Source organism: Nocardiopsis synnemataformans, assembly GCF_965343085.1.
Lineage (GTDB): Bacteria > Actinomycetota > Actinomycetes > Streptosporangiales > Streptosporangiaceae > Nocardiopsis > Nocardiopsis alborubida.
Map to the genome: position 1 here is coordinate 83,810 of NZ_CBDRFA010000007.1, position 16,730 is coordinate 100,539.

General features: G+C 68.6%; 18 protein-coding genes. 11 read left to right on the forward strand and 7 right to left on the reverse strand.

From position 1 onward, the window contains the following. The first annotated feature begins 6 nt into the window (after positions 1 to 6). The 7 genes from ACSIH6_RS05685 (at position 7) to ACSIH6_RS05715 (ending at position 4,747) form a co-directional block, all read left to right on the forward strand. On the forward strand, positions 7 to 357 hold the full coding sequence (locus ACSIH6_RS05685; protein WP_435107153.1) for a hypothetical protein: 351 nt from the start codon (positions 7 to 9) through the stop codon (positions 355 to 357). Between the two features lie 106 nt (positions 358 to 463). Then, entirely contained in the window at positions 464 to 1,702 is a 1,239-nt protein-coding gene (locus ACSIH6_RS05690; protein ID WP_435107154.1) for a DNA polymerase III subunit beta, read from the forward strand. An 84-nt stretch (positions 1,703 to 1,786) separates the two neighbouring features. After that, positions 1,787 to 2,131, forward strand: a complete 345-nt coding sequence (locus ACSIH6_RS05695; protein WP_435107155.1) for a hypothetical protein — start codon at positions 1,787 to 1,789, stop codon at positions 2,129 to 2,131. 73 nt (positions 2,132 to 2,204) lie between these two features. Next, on the forward strand, positions 2,205 to 3,323 hold the full coding sequence (locus ACSIH6_RS05700) for a DUF3560 domain-containing protein (protein ID WP_435107156.1): 1,119 nt from the start codon (positions 2,205 to 2,207) through the stop codon (positions 3,321 to 3,323). 20 nt (positions 3,324 to 3,343) lie between these two features. Continuing rightward, positions 3,344 to 3,853 carry a hypothetical protein gene (locus tag ACSIH6_RS05705; protein ID WP_435107157.1) on the forward strand — a complete coding sequence of 170 codons (510 nt, stop codon included), beginning with the start codon at positions 3,344 to 3,346 and terminating at the stop codon, positions 3,851 to 3,853. Positions 3,854 to 3,983: 130 nt separating this feature from the next. Beyond that, a complete protein-coding gene (locus tag ACSIH6_RS05710; protein WP_435107158.1) occupies positions 3,984 to 4,181 on the forward strand; it encodes a hypothetical protein in 198 nt (65 codons plus the stop codon). Beyond that, positions 4,178 to 4,747 (forward strand): hypothetical protein, encoded by a 570-nt coding sequence (locus tag ACSIH6_RS05715; protein WP_435107159.1) that lies wholly within the window; start codon positions 4,178 to 4,180, stop codon positions 4,745 to 4,747. The genes ACSIH6_RS05710 and ACSIH6_RS05715 overlap by 4 nt, the downstream gene beginning before the upstream one ends. A 436-nt stretch (positions 4,748 to 5,183) precedes the next feature. On the opposite strand, the gene ACSIH6_RS05720 is transcribed toward ACSIH6_RS05715, so the two are convergent. After that, on the reverse strand, positions 5,184 to 5,861 hold the full coding sequence (locus tag ACSIH6_RS05720; protein ID WP_435107160.1) for a TetR/AcrR family transcriptional regulator: 678 nt from the start codon (positions 5,859 to 5,861) through the stop codon (positions 5,184 to 5,186). 119 nt (positions 5,862 to 5,980) lie between these two features. Between ACSIH6_RS05720 and ACSIH6_RS05725 the strand changes: the two genes are divergently transcribed. After that, complete coding sequence (locus ACSIH6_RS05725; protein ID WP_435107161.1) at positions 5,981 to 6,451, forward strand: hemerythrin domain-containing protein; 471 nt, start codon at positions 5,981 to 5,983, stop codon at positions 6,449 to 6,451. A gap of 435 nt (positions 6,452 to 6,886) precedes the next feature. Continuing rightward, positions 6,887 to 7,153 carry a hypothetical protein gene (locus ACSIH6_RS05730; protein WP_435107162.1) on the forward strand — a complete coding sequence of 89 codons (267 nt, stop codon included), beginning with the start codon at positions 6,887 to 6,889 and terminating at the stop codon, positions 7,151 to 7,153. Positions 7,154 to 7,297: 144 nt separating this feature from the next. Here ACSIH6_RS05730 and ACSIH6_RS05735 read toward each other — a convergent pair whose 3' ends face one another. The 4 genes from ACSIH6_RS05735 to ACSIH6_RS05750 form a co-directional block, all read right to left on the reverse strand. Continuing rightward, complete coding sequence (locus tag ACSIH6_RS05735; protein ID WP_435107226.1) at positions 7,298 to 8,800, reverse strand: SulP family inorganic anion transporter; 1,503 nt, start codon at positions 8,798 to 8,800, stop codon at positions 7,298 to 7,300. A 480-nt stretch (positions 8,801 to 9,280) separates the two neighbouring features. Continuing rightward, on the reverse strand, positions 9,281 to 10,465 hold the full coding sequence (locus ACSIH6_RS05740; RefSeq protein ID WP_435107227.1) for an MFS transporter: 1,185 nt from the start codon (positions 10,463 to 10,465) through the stop codon (positions 9,281 to 9,283). A 189-nt stretch (positions 10,466 to 10,654) separates the two neighbouring features. Beyond that, complete coding sequence (locus tag ACSIH6_RS05745) at positions 10,655 to 12,280, reverse strand: peptide chain release factor 3 (protein ID WP_435107163.1); 1,626 nt, start codon at positions 12,278 to 12,280, stop codon at positions 10,655 to 10,657. Between the two features lie 24 nt (positions 12,281 to 12,304). Then, entirely contained in the window at positions 12,305 to 12,712 is a 408-nt protein-coding gene (locus ACSIH6_RS05750) for a MerR family transcriptional regulator (RefSeq protein WP_435107164.1), read from the reverse strand. Between the two features lie 601 nt (positions 12,713 to 13,313). Between ACSIH6_RS05750 and ACSIH6_RS05755 the strand changes: the two genes are divergently transcribed. Beyond that, a complete protein-coding gene (locus ACSIH6_RS05755; RefSeq protein WP_435107165.1) occupies positions 13,314 to 13,556 on the forward strand; it encodes a hypothetical protein in 243 nt (80 codons plus the stop codon). Positions 13,557 to 13,683: 127 nt separating this feature from the next. Beyond that, positions 13,684 to 14,694 carry an ADP-ribosylglycohydrolase family protein gene (locus ACSIH6_RS05760; protein ID WP_435107166.1) on the forward strand — a complete coding sequence of 337 codons (1,011 nt, stop codon included), beginning with the start codon at positions 13,684 to 13,686 and terminating at the stop codon, positions 14,692 to 14,694. A gap of 73 nt (positions 14,695 to 14,767) precedes the next feature. On the opposite strand, the gene ACSIH6_RS05765 is transcribed toward ACSIH6_RS05760, so the two are convergent. Continuing rightward, positions 14,768 to 14,971: a DUF2795 domain-containing protein gene (locus ACSIH6_RS05765; RefSeq protein WP_435107167.1), complete on the reverse strand. Its 204-nt coding sequence runs from the start codon at positions 14,969 to 14,971 to the stop codon at positions 14,768 to 14,770. A 319-nt stretch (positions 14,972 to 15,290) separates the two neighbouring features. Continuing rightward, positions 15,291 to 16,688 carry a DHA2 family efflux MFS transporter permease subunit gene (locus ACSIH6_RS05770; RefSeq protein ID WP_435107168.1) on the reverse strand — a complete coding sequence of 466 codons (1,398 nt, stop codon included), beginning with the start codon at positions 16,686 to 16,688 and terminating at the stop codon, positions 15,291 to 15,293. Between the last annotated feature and the right edge of the window lie 42 nt (positions 16,689 to 16,730).

Here is a 16,730-nt window from a genome sequence, read left to right on the forward strand (position 1 = left end):
ACGAAAATGCGAGTTCTTTTCGTCGGATTCTTCCATGACGGGCCGGCCTGTTCCTTCGGTGATGTCGGCACCGAAGCGGAAGCGTTCACGTCGCGCGCCGACGCGGGACGCAAGCTGCGTGAACGCGTCACCGGTAGCGGACACTGCGACTCGGCCTATCCGTTCTGCCATGAAGACATGGTGGCCACGCACGTGTGGGAGGAGTGTTCGGAAATCCTTCCCGCGTCCGAAGACGCCTACATCGACCTGTATCGAGTTGTTCCCAACGACCGTGAGGGATGGGGCTACGTCGCGCCCGAACCGGAATGGCGGATTACGGTCGGTCCCCGTGGCGGGATCCATTTCGAGTCGTTCTAGTTTGGCCGCGATGGTGGGTCGCAGCACACGCGTTCTGTGATCCGCCACCGAGGCCAACAAGAATCCTCGGAACCGAATCACCGTATCCGTTTCCTAGGGAGGAAACATGACGACGGTAACCGAAACGACGCGTCCGACCGAACCCAAGGCGCCTTTGTCCGGAGAGTTCACCGCCACGCGCGCCGAACTGCTCAACGCGCTGACCACGGTGGGCGCGTCGATCTCGACCCAGCCCGCCATCCCCGTGATGGCTGGTGTGCTGCTGGAGAGCCAGGGTGCGGACCTGTTGGTCCGTGGCTACGACTACGACACCAGTACCACCGTCCGTATCGTCGGCGCGGTCCGCACCTCCGGGCGCGTGTTGGTCTCACACGCGCAGCTGAACAAGCTCTTGACCGTGTTGGTCAAGGGTGTGCGCAAGCGCGACGCGGACAACCTGCCGGTGACCATGCGTGTGGAGGACACCCAGTTCGCCACGGTCGAGTTGGCCGACAGCGTCATCCCCTTGGAGCTGCTGCCCGTGGAGGACTACCCGGACCTGCCCGAGCAGCCGAACGTGTTCGCGCACGTGGACGCTGGAGAGTTCACGGCCGAGACTGGGCGCGTGCTGCGCGCGGTCGGTCGCGATGACACCCTGCCTGCTCTGACCGGCATGAAGATCGACGTCGGTGACCACGGGCTGACTCTGGCAGCGACCGACCGCTACCGTCTGGCCGTCGGCTACGTGCACGCGGACATCGCCACCGACGCGCCCGAGAAGGGTGCGCTGATCGACGGCGCGCTGCTGGGCAGGATCCTGCCCAAGCTGGCCGGTGGCGACATCCGACTCGGCTACGGACCAGGCCCGTTCGGTGGCCTGGTCTCGCTGGAGAGCGGACACGTGTCGGTGGTGGCGCGCCTGCACAACGACGGTGAGTTCATCAAGTACGCCGAACGCCTGCCCACCGTGGTCCAGGGGACCGTTGTCCTCGACCGTGCCGACCTGCTGACCCAGACCGAGCGGGCAGCGGGTGTCCTGGCGGCCACGATGTCGAAGTCCCAGAACACGCCGGTCGAGGTCACCGTGTCCGCTGACTCGGTCCGCGTGGCGCCCCATCTGGGGGAGGGTGCCGAACACGTGCGCACCCGCGCGCTGTCGGCGCAGGTGAGCGGTATCAGCGAAGCCACCTGCTTTGGGCTCAACCACGTGTTCCTCATCGACGCGCTGAAGAGCTTCACCGGCGACACGGTCACCCTGCACACCATCTCCCCGACCAAGCCGTTCCTGCTGACCGACGCTCCGGGCGGGCTGGTCGACCACACCGCGTTCCGCCACCTGCTCATGCCAGTGCGGCTGACCGCGTAACGCAACCGCCTGGTCCGTGCACCCCACGGGTGCGCGGACCAGGCCCCACCCCGGTCACCCACAACGCCTTACGGAGTTGTCGCCATGGCGCTGCTGAACCTCCAGATATTCGCGCTCGCACCCGAGCACACCCAACCGTTGAGCCCTACCCGCCAGTTCGAGGTCTTCGAGGAGTTCACCGGCGCGGTGATTCCCCTCCTGGAACCCACCTGCAGGGACACGACCCCGAGCACGGTGGTACTGGGATGCGCCGTCACGCCCTATGAGGGCGGCGCCCTGATCACCGTCGTGTGTATGGCCGCGTCGGCCGACACCGCCACGGACGAAGTCGCCCGACCGCTGGAAGCGGTCATGGACGACGGCCTGGACTTCTTCGAGGACTGGACACTTCACGCTGGCGAAGTCCGAGTGACCTGCGCCGACAACTAATCCCGCAGCACCCAACCAGGGTTCTGCACCCCTACCCCGATGACCGCACGTTCGGTTCAGGAGGTAACCCACGATGTCCATCACCATCCGCCACACCCGTGCCACGGGCACGCTCGTCTACGGCACCGCCAGAGGCGACGGTGCCGCCCCCGTGCTCAAGGCGGCGCGGTTCCGTCCGTCCCGCCACCTGCCCGACGGCGCTTACTGGTACCTGCCGCAGTCCCGTGACAAGGCAGCCCGACAGTGGAACATCACCGAGGCCGCGGACACGCTGCGCGCGGCCGGATTCACCGTCGCCGTCGAGATCGACGACGCCGCTTCCGGTCGGTCCTTCGCCGAAGCCGAAGCAGAGCGGTACAAGCGGGCGAACGAGCGCACGGAACGCTACGACACCTACACCAGCAACGCAGCCGACCGCTCCCACACCCACGAGCAGGCCTACCGCACCATGGCGGACCACTGGCCGCTTGGGCAGCCCCTGATCAACGATGCCGCACGGCGCTCGCACGCCCGAATGCTCTCCGCGGACAAGCGAGCCCGAACCGAGGGCGACAAGGCCAACCACTGGGCCACGCGCGCTGACACGGCCGGACGTTACCAGAGCGGTCGACAGAACATCCCGACCACGCTGCGACGCATCGAGAAACTGCAAGCCCAGCAGCGCCGCATCGAACGCGAGCTGGACGGCCCGATCGACGTGCTGTTGGCGAGCACCACACCGCCTGAGGGCGCCGTCAAGGTGGAAGAGACCCCGTGGGGCATCGCCTACCGACTGGTTCCCGTCGGAGAGCGCCGGGCACGGTTGGAAGCCGACCTTAGGCAGGTGGTCGAGGAGATCGACCACTGGCGTGACCACGTGGCCCAAGCGCAGCAGCGAGGGGTCAAGGTCTGGGACGCGACGGACTTCGCCAAGGGCGACTTCGTCAAGGTCCACGGCACGTGGGTGGAAGTCCTGCGCGTCAACCCCAAGTCGCTGACCGTGCCGTGGTCCCACATGTGGGTCGGCCGCAAGGTCTATACCCGCGCCGACGCCGAATCCAGCGACCGGGGTCGCCGCACCGACGGCAAGCTCTACACCGACCTGTTGCCCTACGACAAGGTCACCGGCCACGCGAGCGCGGACGACATCCGCCGCAAGTTCCCCCAGCAGGCCACCGAGCCCCACCCCAGCACGGAAGGAGAGGAAAAGTGATCACGCTGCCACATACCGGCATGCGAGCCCCCACGGACCGCATCCGCGTCACCAGTCTCAAGGAGGTCGACACCGGTGACGGAATCGCCTGGACGGCGGTGCTGCGCGCCGACCACCGCAAGCTCGGCACCCTCGGTGACCACGGCAGGGGCGGCGCGACCCAGCTCTACCCCGTGAACTCCAAGGCGCGACAGATCATCGAGGTGTTCACGGCCCTGTGCCGCGACCGCGACGGCGAGCCCATCAGCGAGGAGTTCGTCCTTGCCGCACTCGCCGAAGAGTACGAGTGGGCGCGCGACGTCGCCAAGGCGGACCGGACGGGGCACTACCTGGTGCGCTACTTCGACCGCATCGACATCCCCGGTTCCCTGCCACCGTTCACGCTCGCGCACGCCACTCCGCCCGACTACGCGCCCGCGCTGAAGGCCACCGAGCTCGTGACTTTGCCGCCCGAAGCCGTCCGCGCCGAACTGTGGATGGGCGAGCGGGGCTGGGTCGAGTTCCACCGCACCGCCGAGGCGAGTGAGTGACAACCCGAGCGTGGACGCGCTCACGCCCGTTCACGCTCCATAGGTCGGGGCCGACCTGTAGGCGCAGGTCGGCCCCTGCACCGCACCCCGAGAACCAACGAGATGACATCGCAGAACGAGGAGATACGGCATGTCCAGCGTACCCAGCGCGCCCGTGGTGGGCGCTTCCGTGCAACCCGACACCTGCCAGGTGATGGTGTGGCTGTGCCCCGCCGGGCAGCTCGCCCACCTGGTGCCGTTGCCGCCCGCCAGCGCCCGTGAGCTGGCCTCCCAGCTCACCACGGCAGCCGACGTCGCCGACCAGCTGAACAAGGGGGAGGGATCATGAGCACGCGCGGAGCCATCGCCGTCCCTGCCACCAGCGGCAAGGGCTGGTGGGGGCGCTACCACCACTACGACGCGCACCCCCTCGGACTCGGAAGGGAGCTGTTTCACCTGTACCACGACACCTTCGGCCGTGACCACGAGGCCATGGCGAAGGTGCTGGTCAAGGACCACCCGGCCGGATGGTCCACCGTCGTTCGCCCTTACACGCCCCAGGTCTTCGAGCGTGCCGACTTCGAGCAGGCCGGATTTCGCGACCTGAACGACCCCGACTTCGACCTCTACCCGCTCTGCTACTGCCACGGGCGGCGCGAGGAGACCGAACAGATCCTCACCTGCCGGTGCCCCAGCGACCCCGAGGGCTGCGCCCCGGTGTTCATCGAATGGGCCTATACGATCACCAAGGCGGGCATGTTCGTGGCCACTTCCTGGCACCCCGACCCCGGGGCGGGGCAGGCGTTCGTGCACCGGCCGGTGGCGTTCGTGGACTGGGACCGCACGACTGAACCGGACTGGCGAGAGGCGCAGCAGCGCGCGCGCCTGATCGACGTCCCGGATCTGACCCTCTGAGGGCTTCGACCCACACCAACGCGTGTCGGTCCTGGTGCCTGCCGGACAGAGAAAAGGGGTGGCCGGACTAGGTCCGGTCACCCCGGTCAGAACTCAAAGTGACTAGCAAAGAGATCGACCAGGTCCCACGGTAGCGCACCGGCCCACGCCCGCACATCCGCTGAACCGGTCGACACCGACAACGCCTCGGAGGGGCAGCGCCCGCGCCGTCACGAACGCGGCGGCGGCACCCTCGCTGGCAACGGATGCACCCCTGCGTACGCACTGCCCACCAGGTGTGGACCGGTCGCCGCGAATTGGGGGTGCTGGACCACCTGGTTGCCGAACACGGCTGGGCCCGCGCGGCGGGTGGGGCCGATCGGCAGCACTGCTTGGCATTCGGCCAGTCGGTAGGGCCATGCCAGGCCCGTGTGAGGAACGATTCCCGTCCAACGGCTCACGTTGGGCGTGAGCGCGAATACGAGTCCGGGGCCAGCTCCAATGCTCCAGGAAAGGCGTCGAAGGCCAGGACTACCTCCCGGATCAGCGACTCGCCGTCGCCGGGCTGATCGCGGTGGCGGTAGGTCCGCAGCCAGTTCTTGCTGCCATACCGCACCGCGGCCAGGGCCATCTCCCCGATCAGCCGGAGCCGGACGTCTTCGCGGCCGTCGATGCCGAGCTTGCCCTCCAACAACTCGACGAGTCGCGCCTGGAGGTCCTGGGTCGTGCCCGCGTGGTAAACGCGCAGAGCCGGGGTACGGGCCGCCAGCCCCCGGGTGAGCAGGTAGCGCCTGGTCCAGTCCGGGGAGAGGCCGCGGACCGCCTCCGCGTAACAGTCGCGCAGGTGCGGCAGCACCGGACCGGTGAGCCGGAGTTCTTCCACCTGGGCGGCGTAGGCGTCCCACAGCTCGCCCTCGGCGGCCATGGCGACCTCCTCCTTGGAGGAGTAGTAGCGGAAGAAGGTCCGCACGGACACCTCGACCGCGTTCACCAGGTCGTCCAGGGTTACTTCGTCGAAGCCACGCTCCTGGAACAGGTGTAGCGCGGTGTCGGCGAGGATGCGGCGGGTGCGCAGCTTCTTGCGCGCGCGTAGCGGGAGTGAGGACTCCTCGAGTTCGGAGGGGCGACCGGTCATCGGGCCAGCATAACCGCGATGGGACAGGGCCAGGAATGCCCGTTGCCCATTTTTGCCAGTCATGGAATAGTGCCAGTGACTGGCTTTTTCCTTGTTGCCCCTTCCGCGAGAGCGAGCACATGAACGACGCGAGCAACGCCGACCACGACGACCGCGTACAGGCACTGGGCGACCAGCTCGTCAAGGTCCACAACATTCTGCGAGGTGAACTCAACTCCCTGCGGACCGCCCTCGACACCGCCCAAGGGGAACCCTCCCCGCCACCGCGTCCCCTGGAGGAGCAGCTCCGCAAGAAGTGCCTCTCGTTCTGCACTTTCCTGCACGGCCACCACACAGCCGAGGACGAACACATGCTGCCCGGCCTGGCCGCGAGCCACCCGGAACTGACGCCGGTCCTGGAGCGCCTGACCCGCGAGCACGGGGTCATCAGCACGTCCCTGGACCAGATCGCGAAACTCGTGGAGAACGGTGACCCCGCCCGGATCCGCGGCGACGTCGAGCGCCTCGCCACCGAGGTCGAAGCACACCTGGACTACGAGGAGAAGCAGATCGTGGAGGCCTTGAACTCCTACGGCCCCGTGGAGATTTGAGCCTCGGCACACCAGGCGGGCCGTCGACGGAGTCCCGTCGGCGGCCCGCTGTCCGTTGATGAGCAAGCACGCGCAGGCGCCGCATCGAGGACACACACGTCAGTCCTCATCGCGATCCTCCGCAGGCGAGGGCTCCGCGCCGGAGTCGGCCATCCCTCCACGCCGGGAGGAACGCGGTTGCGTCGCAGATGAGCGCCCCCACCCAAGCCCCGTCGACCACCTCTCCGCTCCCAGAGCGGGCGTGCTCGACCCTGCCCGGGTCATGACTCCCTACGCGAGGCGCCGGGGTGCACCCTTGCAGTAACTACTCTTACGTTAGAGTAGGTTCGAGTTGGCAAGCCGTACCGACTCGCCCCCAGCCATACCGCACGACCTGAGCGCATTCGGGCCACCCCAGCGCCAGAGCCCCCGCCAGAAGCACAGGACGGGAACGCCTTGAGCGACTACCGAAGCGCTGACATCTCCACACTTCAGAAAGAGTTCGTCAGGACCAGTACTGCACTGTCGAGGCGGTACGTCGCCCTACACGACCAGGCCCCGGACGCGTACGAAGAGCAATGCTGGTTGGACCGGATCATCGAACTGCGCACTCAGAAGCGCGGCGTGGAGTACACCGACAGGGGTGCCCTCATTCGTTGTATCGACCAGTGGGCCACAAGGCTGAACGATCTGGACGTGATGGAGCGGGGCTACCAGGCCTGAGGAAAGCTTCCCTGCGGGGCTGCTCGGCTCCTGGCCCGTCGGTCCGCACCTCCTACGGCCCCGCGCATGCTCGGGACGGAAAGTCAGAGCGGGTCGCCATGGTGTTCCCCTGGCGGCCCGCTCCACGTTCGTTCGCGTTCCTGGTCAGTGCCCGCCGACCAGGGTCCCGGTCAGTTCCTTGTGCAGGTGGGCGCTGGGCTCGTTCAGCCCGGTGATCTCCACCTCCACGTCGTGCTTGCGGAAGTGCTCGGTCACCTGGTCCAGGGCTGCGACGGCGGAGGAGTCCCACACGTGTGCGCCGGACATGTCCACCACGACCTTGGTCAGACCCTGCTCGGCGTAGTCGAAACGCTGCACCAGTTCGCCGGTGGAGGCGAAGAACAGCTCGCCGTTGACCGAGTAGACCCGGGTTCCGCCGTCGGGGTCGAGCACGCTGGTCAGACCGGCGTGCACAGCGGCCTTGCGGGCGAAGAGCACCATGGACACGATCACACCCACGATCACGCCGAGAGCCAGGTTGTGGGTGTAGACCACCACGGCGACGGTGACGACCATGACCAGGGTCTCGGTCCAGGGCATGCGCTTGACGGTGGCGGGGGCGACGCTGTGCCAGTCGAAGGTCACGATCGCCACGAAGAACATCACCGCGACCAGTGCGGCGATCGGGATCATGCCGACGATGTCACCCAGCCCGACGCACAGGATGAGCAGGAACACACCGGCCAGGAAGGTGGAGACACGGGTGCGGGCGCCGGACTTGATGTTGATCATGGTCTGGCCGATCATCGCGCAGCTGGCCATGCCGCCGAAGAAGCCGACCAAAACGTTGGCGATGCCCTGGCCCCGCGCCTCACGGGCGTGGTTGGAAGAGGTCTCGGTCTGGTCGTCGACGACCTTGGCGGTCATCAGCGACTCCATCAGACCCACCAGCGCCAGGGTGATCGCGTAGGGCAGGATCAGTGTCAGCGTCTCCAGATTGACCGGCACGTCGGGGATCAGCGGGATCGGGAAGGTGCTGGGCAGCTCTCCCATGTCGCCCACGGTGCGCGCCGGGATCCCCATGGCCAGGGCGCCCACGGTGAGCACGACGATGGCCACGAGCGGCGCCGGGACGGCCTTGGTGATCAGGGGCAGGCCGAAGATGATGCCCAGGCCGATGGCGACCATGGCGTAGATCGGTACCCCGGCTCCGGCCAGGTGCGGCAGTTGGGCCAGGAAGATGAGGATGGCCAGGGCGTTGATGAACCCGGTCATGACGCTGGGCGGCACGAACCGCATCAGCTTGGCCACCCCGAGCAGGCCCAACGCGACCTGGATGAGACCGGCCAGGATCGTGGCGGCGATGAGGTAGTCGACGCCGTACTCGATCGACAGGGGAGCCACCACCAGGGCCATCGCGCCGGTGGCGGCGGAGATCATCGCCGGGCGCCCGCCCAGGAAGGCGATGGACACGGCCATGACGAAGGAGGCGTACAGGCCCACCCGGGGGTCGACCCCGGCGATGAGGGAGAAGGCGATGGCCTCGGGGATCAGCGCCAGAGCGACGACCAGTCCGGCCATCACATCCGCGCGCAGTTGCGCTCCGCTGGGCATCTTGGACATCAGGGACCCGCGAGGGGTCTTCACAGGCAGATTCATGGAACCCATCTGGTTCGGGCGGCCCGCGGTACGGACAGCGTTGTTCACGTCAGGTGTTCGGCGGCGGCGCGCGGAGCCGAGCCGCTGGCTCAGGTGAGTCGGCGGCGGGTGGGCGCCTGGGATTTCCGGTGCGGCACTCGGTGGGTGCCCCGGAGCGCGGCCTCGTCGCCGCATGCCCGGCCGTGTCCGTCAGAACCGGCCGGAAAGAGGGCGGTGATTCGCGAAGTGGCTCGCGTGATCAACCTGGTCCAACCTTACGCTTACGTAAGAGTTCGAGTCACGCAGGGCGACTGAGACAACTCTCACATGGGCACCATTTGTGCCGTTTTTCCAGATGGGGGCGGATTATTGGAGTAACGAACGCGTTTCGGGTCCGATAACACAAAGTGAGTTTCTGATACGAAACCTGGGGCGTTCACATCTTCGGATCACCCTGGGGGTTGTTCCGCATGGCTCGGTCCGCTCCAGTCGCCCGATGAGCGTGGCCGCTCACGTGCCGGGTGCCCCTGTGCGCGGATGTGAGCGGTCGGCTCTGGGTCGTCGGGCAAAGCACACCGCGACCGCCGTCAGGCCGCACAGCACGGCCAGTCCCATCACCCCGGGTCGGTAGGAGCCTGCCCACTGGTGGGCCAGGGACAGCAGGATGGGTCCCACGGCGGTGGAGGCCACGGCGACGGACTGCGTCACCCCACGCAGCGTTCCGAGGTTGGCCGTGCCGAAGTAGTAGGGCAGCGCGGCGCTCTCCACCGCGCGGGCCCCGGACGCCGCCGCTCCCAGCGCGATGCCGTACAGCAGGGCGGCTGGCCCCGGTGAGACCAGCGGCAACAGGACGAGCGCCCCCGCGTGCAGCGCCATGGCCACACTCATCAGGGCCTTGGGGGAGAAGCGGTCGGCCGCGAAACCGAACAGCAGGGCCGAGCCCAGCCCGGCAATCGTCTGGGGAAGGAAGTTGGCCGCGGCCTCGACCGGTGTGAGCCCCTGTTCTCCCAGGACGGAGATCTGATGGAAGAACACGGCGGTGACCACCAGGCCGCTGCACGCGACCGCTCCGGCCATCGCCCAGAAGACCGAGGTGCGCATGATCGCCCTCAGCGGCCACTGCGGCTCCACGGTGACGGTGGGAGTCCTCGTAGGGAGCACGGTGGTCTCGGGCTCGGCCCGGGTGACCCCACGCAACCCCCACCACGCCAGCGGCAGCACGATGACCCAGATCAGGACCGCCTCCGCCATGAAGGTGTACCGCCAGCCGAGCAGGGTGATCACGCGTTCGGCGATGAGCGGGAAGAGGGAGATCCCGGCAGCTCCGACCGAGCTGGTCAACCCCAGCAGGACACCCCGGTTGCGGGTCACCGAGACGGCTACCGCGGTCGTGGCGATCAGCGACATCCCGCCCTGCCCCAGGGCTCGCACACCGACGAACCCCACCGTCAGGCCGACCAGTTCCTGAACACTGGCCAGAACGAGCAGGAACCCCCCGAACCCCAACGCGACCAGGCCCAGGATCCGCTGGACGCCGAACCGGTCCACCGCGCGCCCCAACCAGGGGAGGGCGAGCGCACCGGTCAGCGTGCCGACCATGTAGGCCAGCGAAACGGCAGAGCGGCCCACTCCCAGGTCCGCGATGACGTGGTCGACGAAGACGGCGATGCCGGCCGTCTGCCCGGGACCGCTCATCGCCAGGACCAGAGCTGAGGCGGCGACGATCCGAAGAGTGGAGCGACGCCCGGCTGCGTCACTGGTCACGTGTTCAGCGGGAAGCGCGGTTGACAGCACGACTCCTTCGATGCGGGGGAGGGAGGGGCGCCCATGCGGGTTGGCCCCGCAGGCCTTCGGACGCCTTCCCGAGCAAGGGAGGCCGACGTTCTAGTATTCCTCGTCAACTCCACCCGCCAGCAGCGGTTCCATGAACAGCGTCGGGTGGTCGCGCTCGATGACCTTCAGGCGCCACTTGTTGTGCACCAGCACCAGGAGCTCACCGTCGGTGCGGCGCTTGAGCACCTCGGCCCCCGACAGGGCGTGCAGGACGGGAGCGGACTCGGTGTCGGTGCGCCGGGCCACCGAGTACTCCAGCGGCGAGGCCTCGATGGGGCTGCGGAACTCCTGCTCCATACGGTGCCTGACCACGTCGAACTGGAGCGGTCCGACCGCCGCCAGGACCGGCGCCTGCTCACCGCGCACGTCGGAGGTCAGCACCTGCACCACGCCCTCGGCGTCGAGCTGGGCGATCCCGCGCTGGAACTGCTTGTACTTGCCCGCGTCCACGGCCCGCGCCACCACGAAGTGCTCGGGGGCGAAGCTGGGGATCGGCGGGAAGTCCACCTTCGGGCCGTCGTAGAGGGTGTCGCCGACCGCCAGCGCCTGGGCGTTGACCAGCGCGATCACGTCGCCCGGGTAGGCGGTGTCGATGGTGGAGCGGTCCGAGCCGAACACGGCCTGGGTGTACTTGGTGGCGAACGGGCGTCCGGTGGAGGCGTGGGTGAGGACCATGCCCCGGTCGAAGCGGCCCGAGGTGATGCGCAGGAACGCCATCCGGTCCCGGTGGTTCTTGTCCATGTTGGCCTGCATCTTGAAGACCTGGCCGGAGAACAGCTGCTCCACCCGGCGCAGCTCACCCTTCACATCCGGTTTGGGAGAAGGCGCGGGGGCCAACTCCACGATGGCCTCGAGCAGCCGACCCACGCCGAAGTTGGGCAGGGCGGCGCCGAACAGCACCGGGGACGACTCGCCCGCCAGGAACGAGGCGGCGTCGAAGTCCGCGCCCAGGGCTTCCAGGAGTTCGATCTCCTCGACGGCCTGGTCCCACTCGGTCCCCTCGATCCGCGCGGCCTGCTCATGTGTGAGCGCTTCCTCGACGGCCTTGGTGGCGCCGCCGGGGGTGCGGGTCATCTTGGTGTAGACGCCGTTGCCGCGGTCGACGAGGCCGCGGAAGTCACCCGCGATGCCGACCGGCCAGTTGAGCGGGGTGGGGCGCAGTCCGATGCGCTGCTCGATCTCGTCCAGCAGCTCCAGCGGCTCGCGGCCGGGGCGGTCCCACTTGTTGACGAACGTGATGACGGGCATCCTGCGCGCCCGGCACACGTCGAAGAGCTTGAGGGTCTGCGGCTCCAGGCCCTTGGCCGAGTCCAGCAGCATGATCGCGCAGTCCACGGCGGACAACACGCGGTAGGTGTCCTCGGAGAAGTCGGCGTGGCCGGGGGTGTCCACCAGGTTCAGGACGCGGTCGTGGTAGTCGATGCGCAGGGCGGCCGAGGTGATGGAGATGCCGCGGTCCTGCTCCATGTCCATCCAGTCGGAGGTGACGCCCTTGCGGTCGCCCTTGCCGTGGACGGCGCCCGCGGAGGAGATCGCCGCCGCGTGCAGGGCCAGGGCCTCGGTGAGCGTCGACTTTCCGGCGTCGGGGTGGGAGATGACCGCGAAGGTCCTCCGCCGCCCGGCCTCACGGGTGACCGCGGCCGCGGCCTTCTCCGAAACCGGCGCTGTCGTCGTCACTTCGCGTCCTCCATCACTGCCGAATCACGTACTGGTGGGCTGCCGGTTCCGCTGCTCCCGCAGCCGTCCGGCGAACTCCTCCGCCATCGCCAACTGGTCGCGCAGGGCCTGGCAGCGGGCCGCGATAGCCGCCTCGAAGGCGTCCAGCCTCTCGCCCAGGCGGTCGCGCTCCTCCTGGTCGGTCCCGGCCGAGTTCAGCCGGTCGAGGGCCTCCAACAGCTCGCGGGTCTCCTCCAGGCTGAACTCCAGAGGTTTCATCCGCTTGACCAGGTCGAGGCGGTCCACGTCGGTCTCGGTGTAGAGGCGAAAGCCACCGCGTGAGCGCGCCGAGGGCTCGACCAGGCCTACTTCGCCGTAGTAGCGGATGGTGCGCAGGGACAAACCGGTCCGCTCGGCGACCTCGCCGATCTGCATGTGCTGCACCTGGGCCATCGCGGCACTCCTTCTCGTCAACTCTACTCTAACGTGAGATTTGTTTGGGTGGTGTTGGCCATTGAGTGCGCAACGTTAGCGCGCCCGTACGCCAGGAGGGCGCCCTGCCACGTCAGATGATCCGTCTGGGATGTGGGGGAGTTCGTCAGCGAACGCACGGACTCTGGGATCCGCGTCCGCCGCATTTCCCGATGCGGCTGGCCCGGGGGCCCTGCTCCTGGGCGGCGTGCCGGGGCGGGAATGTCTATCTGAGGCCATGGGTGCTGACGTGGTGCTTCCGAGGTGTACGGCTCTGCGTCGTCTCCTTGAACTTCGTCCCGCTGCGTCCTGTGCGCGACGCGGGCACGTCCGTCCGAGCCAAGCAGCAAGAATCCGCTCCCGGCCGACAGGAGTCGGGTGCAAGCTGCGAACTCGGCAGCCCCTGAGTGCTCAAAGGTCCTGATCGTGTTCGATGGAAACGGGGCTGTATTTCTACCCTCACGTCAAGGTAGTGTTTGCGTGCGGGCGGCAACAGCCTCCTCGGGGTCCGCCTCTTCCCCCTCGGTGCGGGCACCGGGGAGCGCCGCCGCACCTCACGCACGGCCCCCGACGACGGAGCAGCATGGCCCACTACCGGATCCATCTCAGAAACGGTTCCCGGCACACTCACCAGGCCACCCGCACACGAACCGACGCGCACAACCTCTACCTGGAGGAGCGAACCGCTGGTTCCTGGAGCGAGGTCACCGCCGCGCCGTTGGACGACGTCGCGTCCCTACAACGGCGTTTCACCGAGAACGACGGCTCGTGGACCTGGTTGAACGAGTCCTTGCCAGCGCCGGTGGGGGTGCGTGGCTGGCACTGACAGACGCCGCCTTCGCGCGGCCTCGAACGTGCCCGGCCCGGCCCTGCGACCGCCGGGCCGGGCACCTCATTTCCACCGGCGAAGATCTGAGTCCCGGGGCCAGGACCCCATCGACGGAAGCGGGCACATGTCCCCTGAACGGACTCCCTCCACCCCGCGCGCTACCGGCGCCGCCCCCGACCATCAACGGCACGCGGGCTGCCTGCTCGCGTCGGCGTGTGGCGACGCTCTCGGGGAGTCGCTTGCCGAACGCTCCCGGGGCGCTCTTTCCACAACCCCCGGATCCCCTGACACCATCGACGGGACAGCGCCGTTGCGCTCCACCGCCAGCACCGCACTGACCCTGGCGCTCGCAGACCAGCTGACGTACGGCTCCTTCCTGCCCAACACCGAACTGGATCAGGACGCACTCGCGCGCCGACTGGCCCGAACGTGGCGCGACGACGCCTCACGGGGCTACGAGGCCGGTGCGGTGCGCGTCTTCCTGGGCATGCAGAACGCCATTCCCTGGCAGGAGACCACGGCCCTTGACTCCGCCAGGGCGTCCGGCGACGACACGACGGCACCAGTGCTTCCCATCGGGCTGCTCTCGCTGCCGCTGAACCGACTGACCCAGATGGCCCGGGCAGCCGCGCGGGTCACCCACACCCATCCCCTGGCGCTGGACGGCGCGGCCCTCCAGGCCTGCGCCATCGCCTACGCGCGCCGTTCCCCCAACGACCAGCCTTTGGCGGCGACGCATCTGATCTCCACTGTGGGCCGCTATGCCACCACTCCGGAGCTCCGGACGCGACTGTCCCGCCTCAGCGGCCTCCTGCGCGGCTCCTACACACCCGCCGACGTCGCTCGGGAGCTGGGCCGCGGACCCAGCGCGCTCGAAACGGTTCCCGCCGCACTGGCGGCCTTCCTCCACTCACCCGACGATGTCGCCGCAGCGGTGCGCTTCGCCCTGGACGTCGGGGGCCAGTCCACCCGGCTCGTTTTCCTGACCGCAGGACTGGTCGGAGCGCGATGCGGACGGGATGCGATTCCGCACGCCTGGGCCGCCCGGTTGGAGGGGTGGAGGGGCATCATCGCCACGGCTCAGGCACTCCACAAACGAGATAAGCAACTCCTGCACTCCGGCTCGCCCCGGTGAGCGGTGGCCCCTTGCCCGGCCACCACTTACCGAGCCCAGCCCCCTGGCGCGGCCCCGTTCGATCGGGAGGCGCTCAGGTCGACCGGGGAACCTCGGACAGCTGCGGCCACAGGTCGCGCAGACTGGAGTAGGTGCCCTCGGGAAGCTGCCCCAGAGTCCTCAGGACCTCCTCCGACGCCCCGCGCAGATCGGCAGCGACGATGATCTGCCGACGACTGAGGACCCCGAAGCTGAATGCTCCTTCCAGGCATTGCGCGATCTCTGTGCGTGTGACCACCGTCGGTACCTCCAGGTGTACGTGCGCGCTATGCGCGAGGGGTGGGAGTAGCGGCACGGGCGCTGGTACGAAGTGGAGTCGCGCCCGCGCCGCCACGGGCGGGGCGGTGAACAACCAGGAAGCAGAACCGCCCCATATTAACTCTACCCTCTCGTGAGAGTAGAGTACCGTTCGGTCCCTGGATTTCGGATGCGCGTATCCGGTCGCCGTGTTTCGCACGAACCTGACGGGGCTCCGTGGCGTTTGAGCGAGACGTCCGCGGAAATCGGGTCCTGCCGAAAGACCCGGCCCGTGGCCCTGAGAACGGGCGATAGAAGGGTCATCCGGCCTTCTGGGCCTGCTCGGCGCGGCGCAGGAACGCCGCCGAGACCAGGGTGAGGAAGGAGAGCGCGGTCAGCGCGGCGAACGCCCACGCGTAGCCGTCCCCGTCGGAGGAGGCTCCGGCCTGGGCGAGCACCACGACCACGCCTGCGGCTCCGACGGCGCCGCCGACGCGCTGGACGATGTTGACCAGGGTGGTGGCGTCACCGATCTCGGCGGTGGCCACCGAGGCGTAGGCCGCCGCCGTCGCGGGCATCTGGGCCAGGGCCACGCCCGCACCCCGGGCGATGAGGACCACGATGAGAAGCGGGGCGGCGGGGGTGTCGGTGGCCAGGAACGGCAGCGTGGTCAGGACCAGGATCGCCGCCCCCGCCAGTGTGACACCGCCCGCTCCGTAGCGGTCGCTGAGTGATCCGCCGAGGTAGAGGGCGGCGGCCGATCCCAGCCCCATGGCCAACAGGAGCAGCCCTGTCTGCGCACCGTCCCGGTCCTGTGTGAGTTGCAGGTACAGCGGGAGCAGGAGGAGGCCGCTGTACATGTTGGCGCCGGTGAACCCGGTGGTGAGGGTGGCCCAGGCGAAGGTCGGGCGGCGCAGCAGACGCAGGTCGATGAGCGGGTGGGCGCCGCGCAGCGCGGTGAGGACGAAACCAGCGGCCAGCACGGCCCCGGAGACCACCGCGACCACCGGGAGGGCGGAGGGGCCCGCACTTCCGGCCTCGGTCCCGCCGTACAGGAGCAGGGACAGGCCCACGCCCAGGAGTACGAGTCCTCTGAGGTCCAGGGGGCGTGCCGCACTGGTCGCCCCGGCGGGCACCAGGCCCCTCGCGGCGATGAGCGCGGCCACACCCACGGGCACGTTGATCCAGAACAGCCAGCGCCAGGACACCGCTTCCAGCAGCAGCCCGCCCACGGCCGGACCCACCGCGGGGCCCAGGCTGATGACCACGCCCAGGGCGCCCATCAGCCTGCCGAGTTGGGAGGCTCCGGCCACCGATCCGATGACGGCCTGCCCGGCCGGGACCATCAGCCCTGCGGCGAGCCCCTGAAGGACGCGGGCTCCGATCAGGGCGGGCAGTCCCGGAGCCAGGGCGCACAGCACCGAGGCAACAACGAACGCGGCCAGGGACGCGGCCCACAGGCGCCCGTACCCGTAGCGCCCGCCCAGCCAGCCCGCCGCTGGCAGCGAGAGCGCCAGGGAGACGAGGTAGGCGGTGGCGACCCACTGCACGAGGCCCAGGGTGGAGCCGAGGTCGGCGCGGATGCTCTCCAGGGCGAGGTTGGCCACGGTGGAGTCCAGCATCGCCAGGAACGCCCCGGCGCCGGTCACCGCGGCGATCCACCAGGTACGGGCCGGGATCGGGGGCGGGGGTTCGGTGCGGGTGTCAGGGTCGCTCACGGCAGCGGGCCTCCGGCACTGATCGGGGTCTGGCTTCGAGCC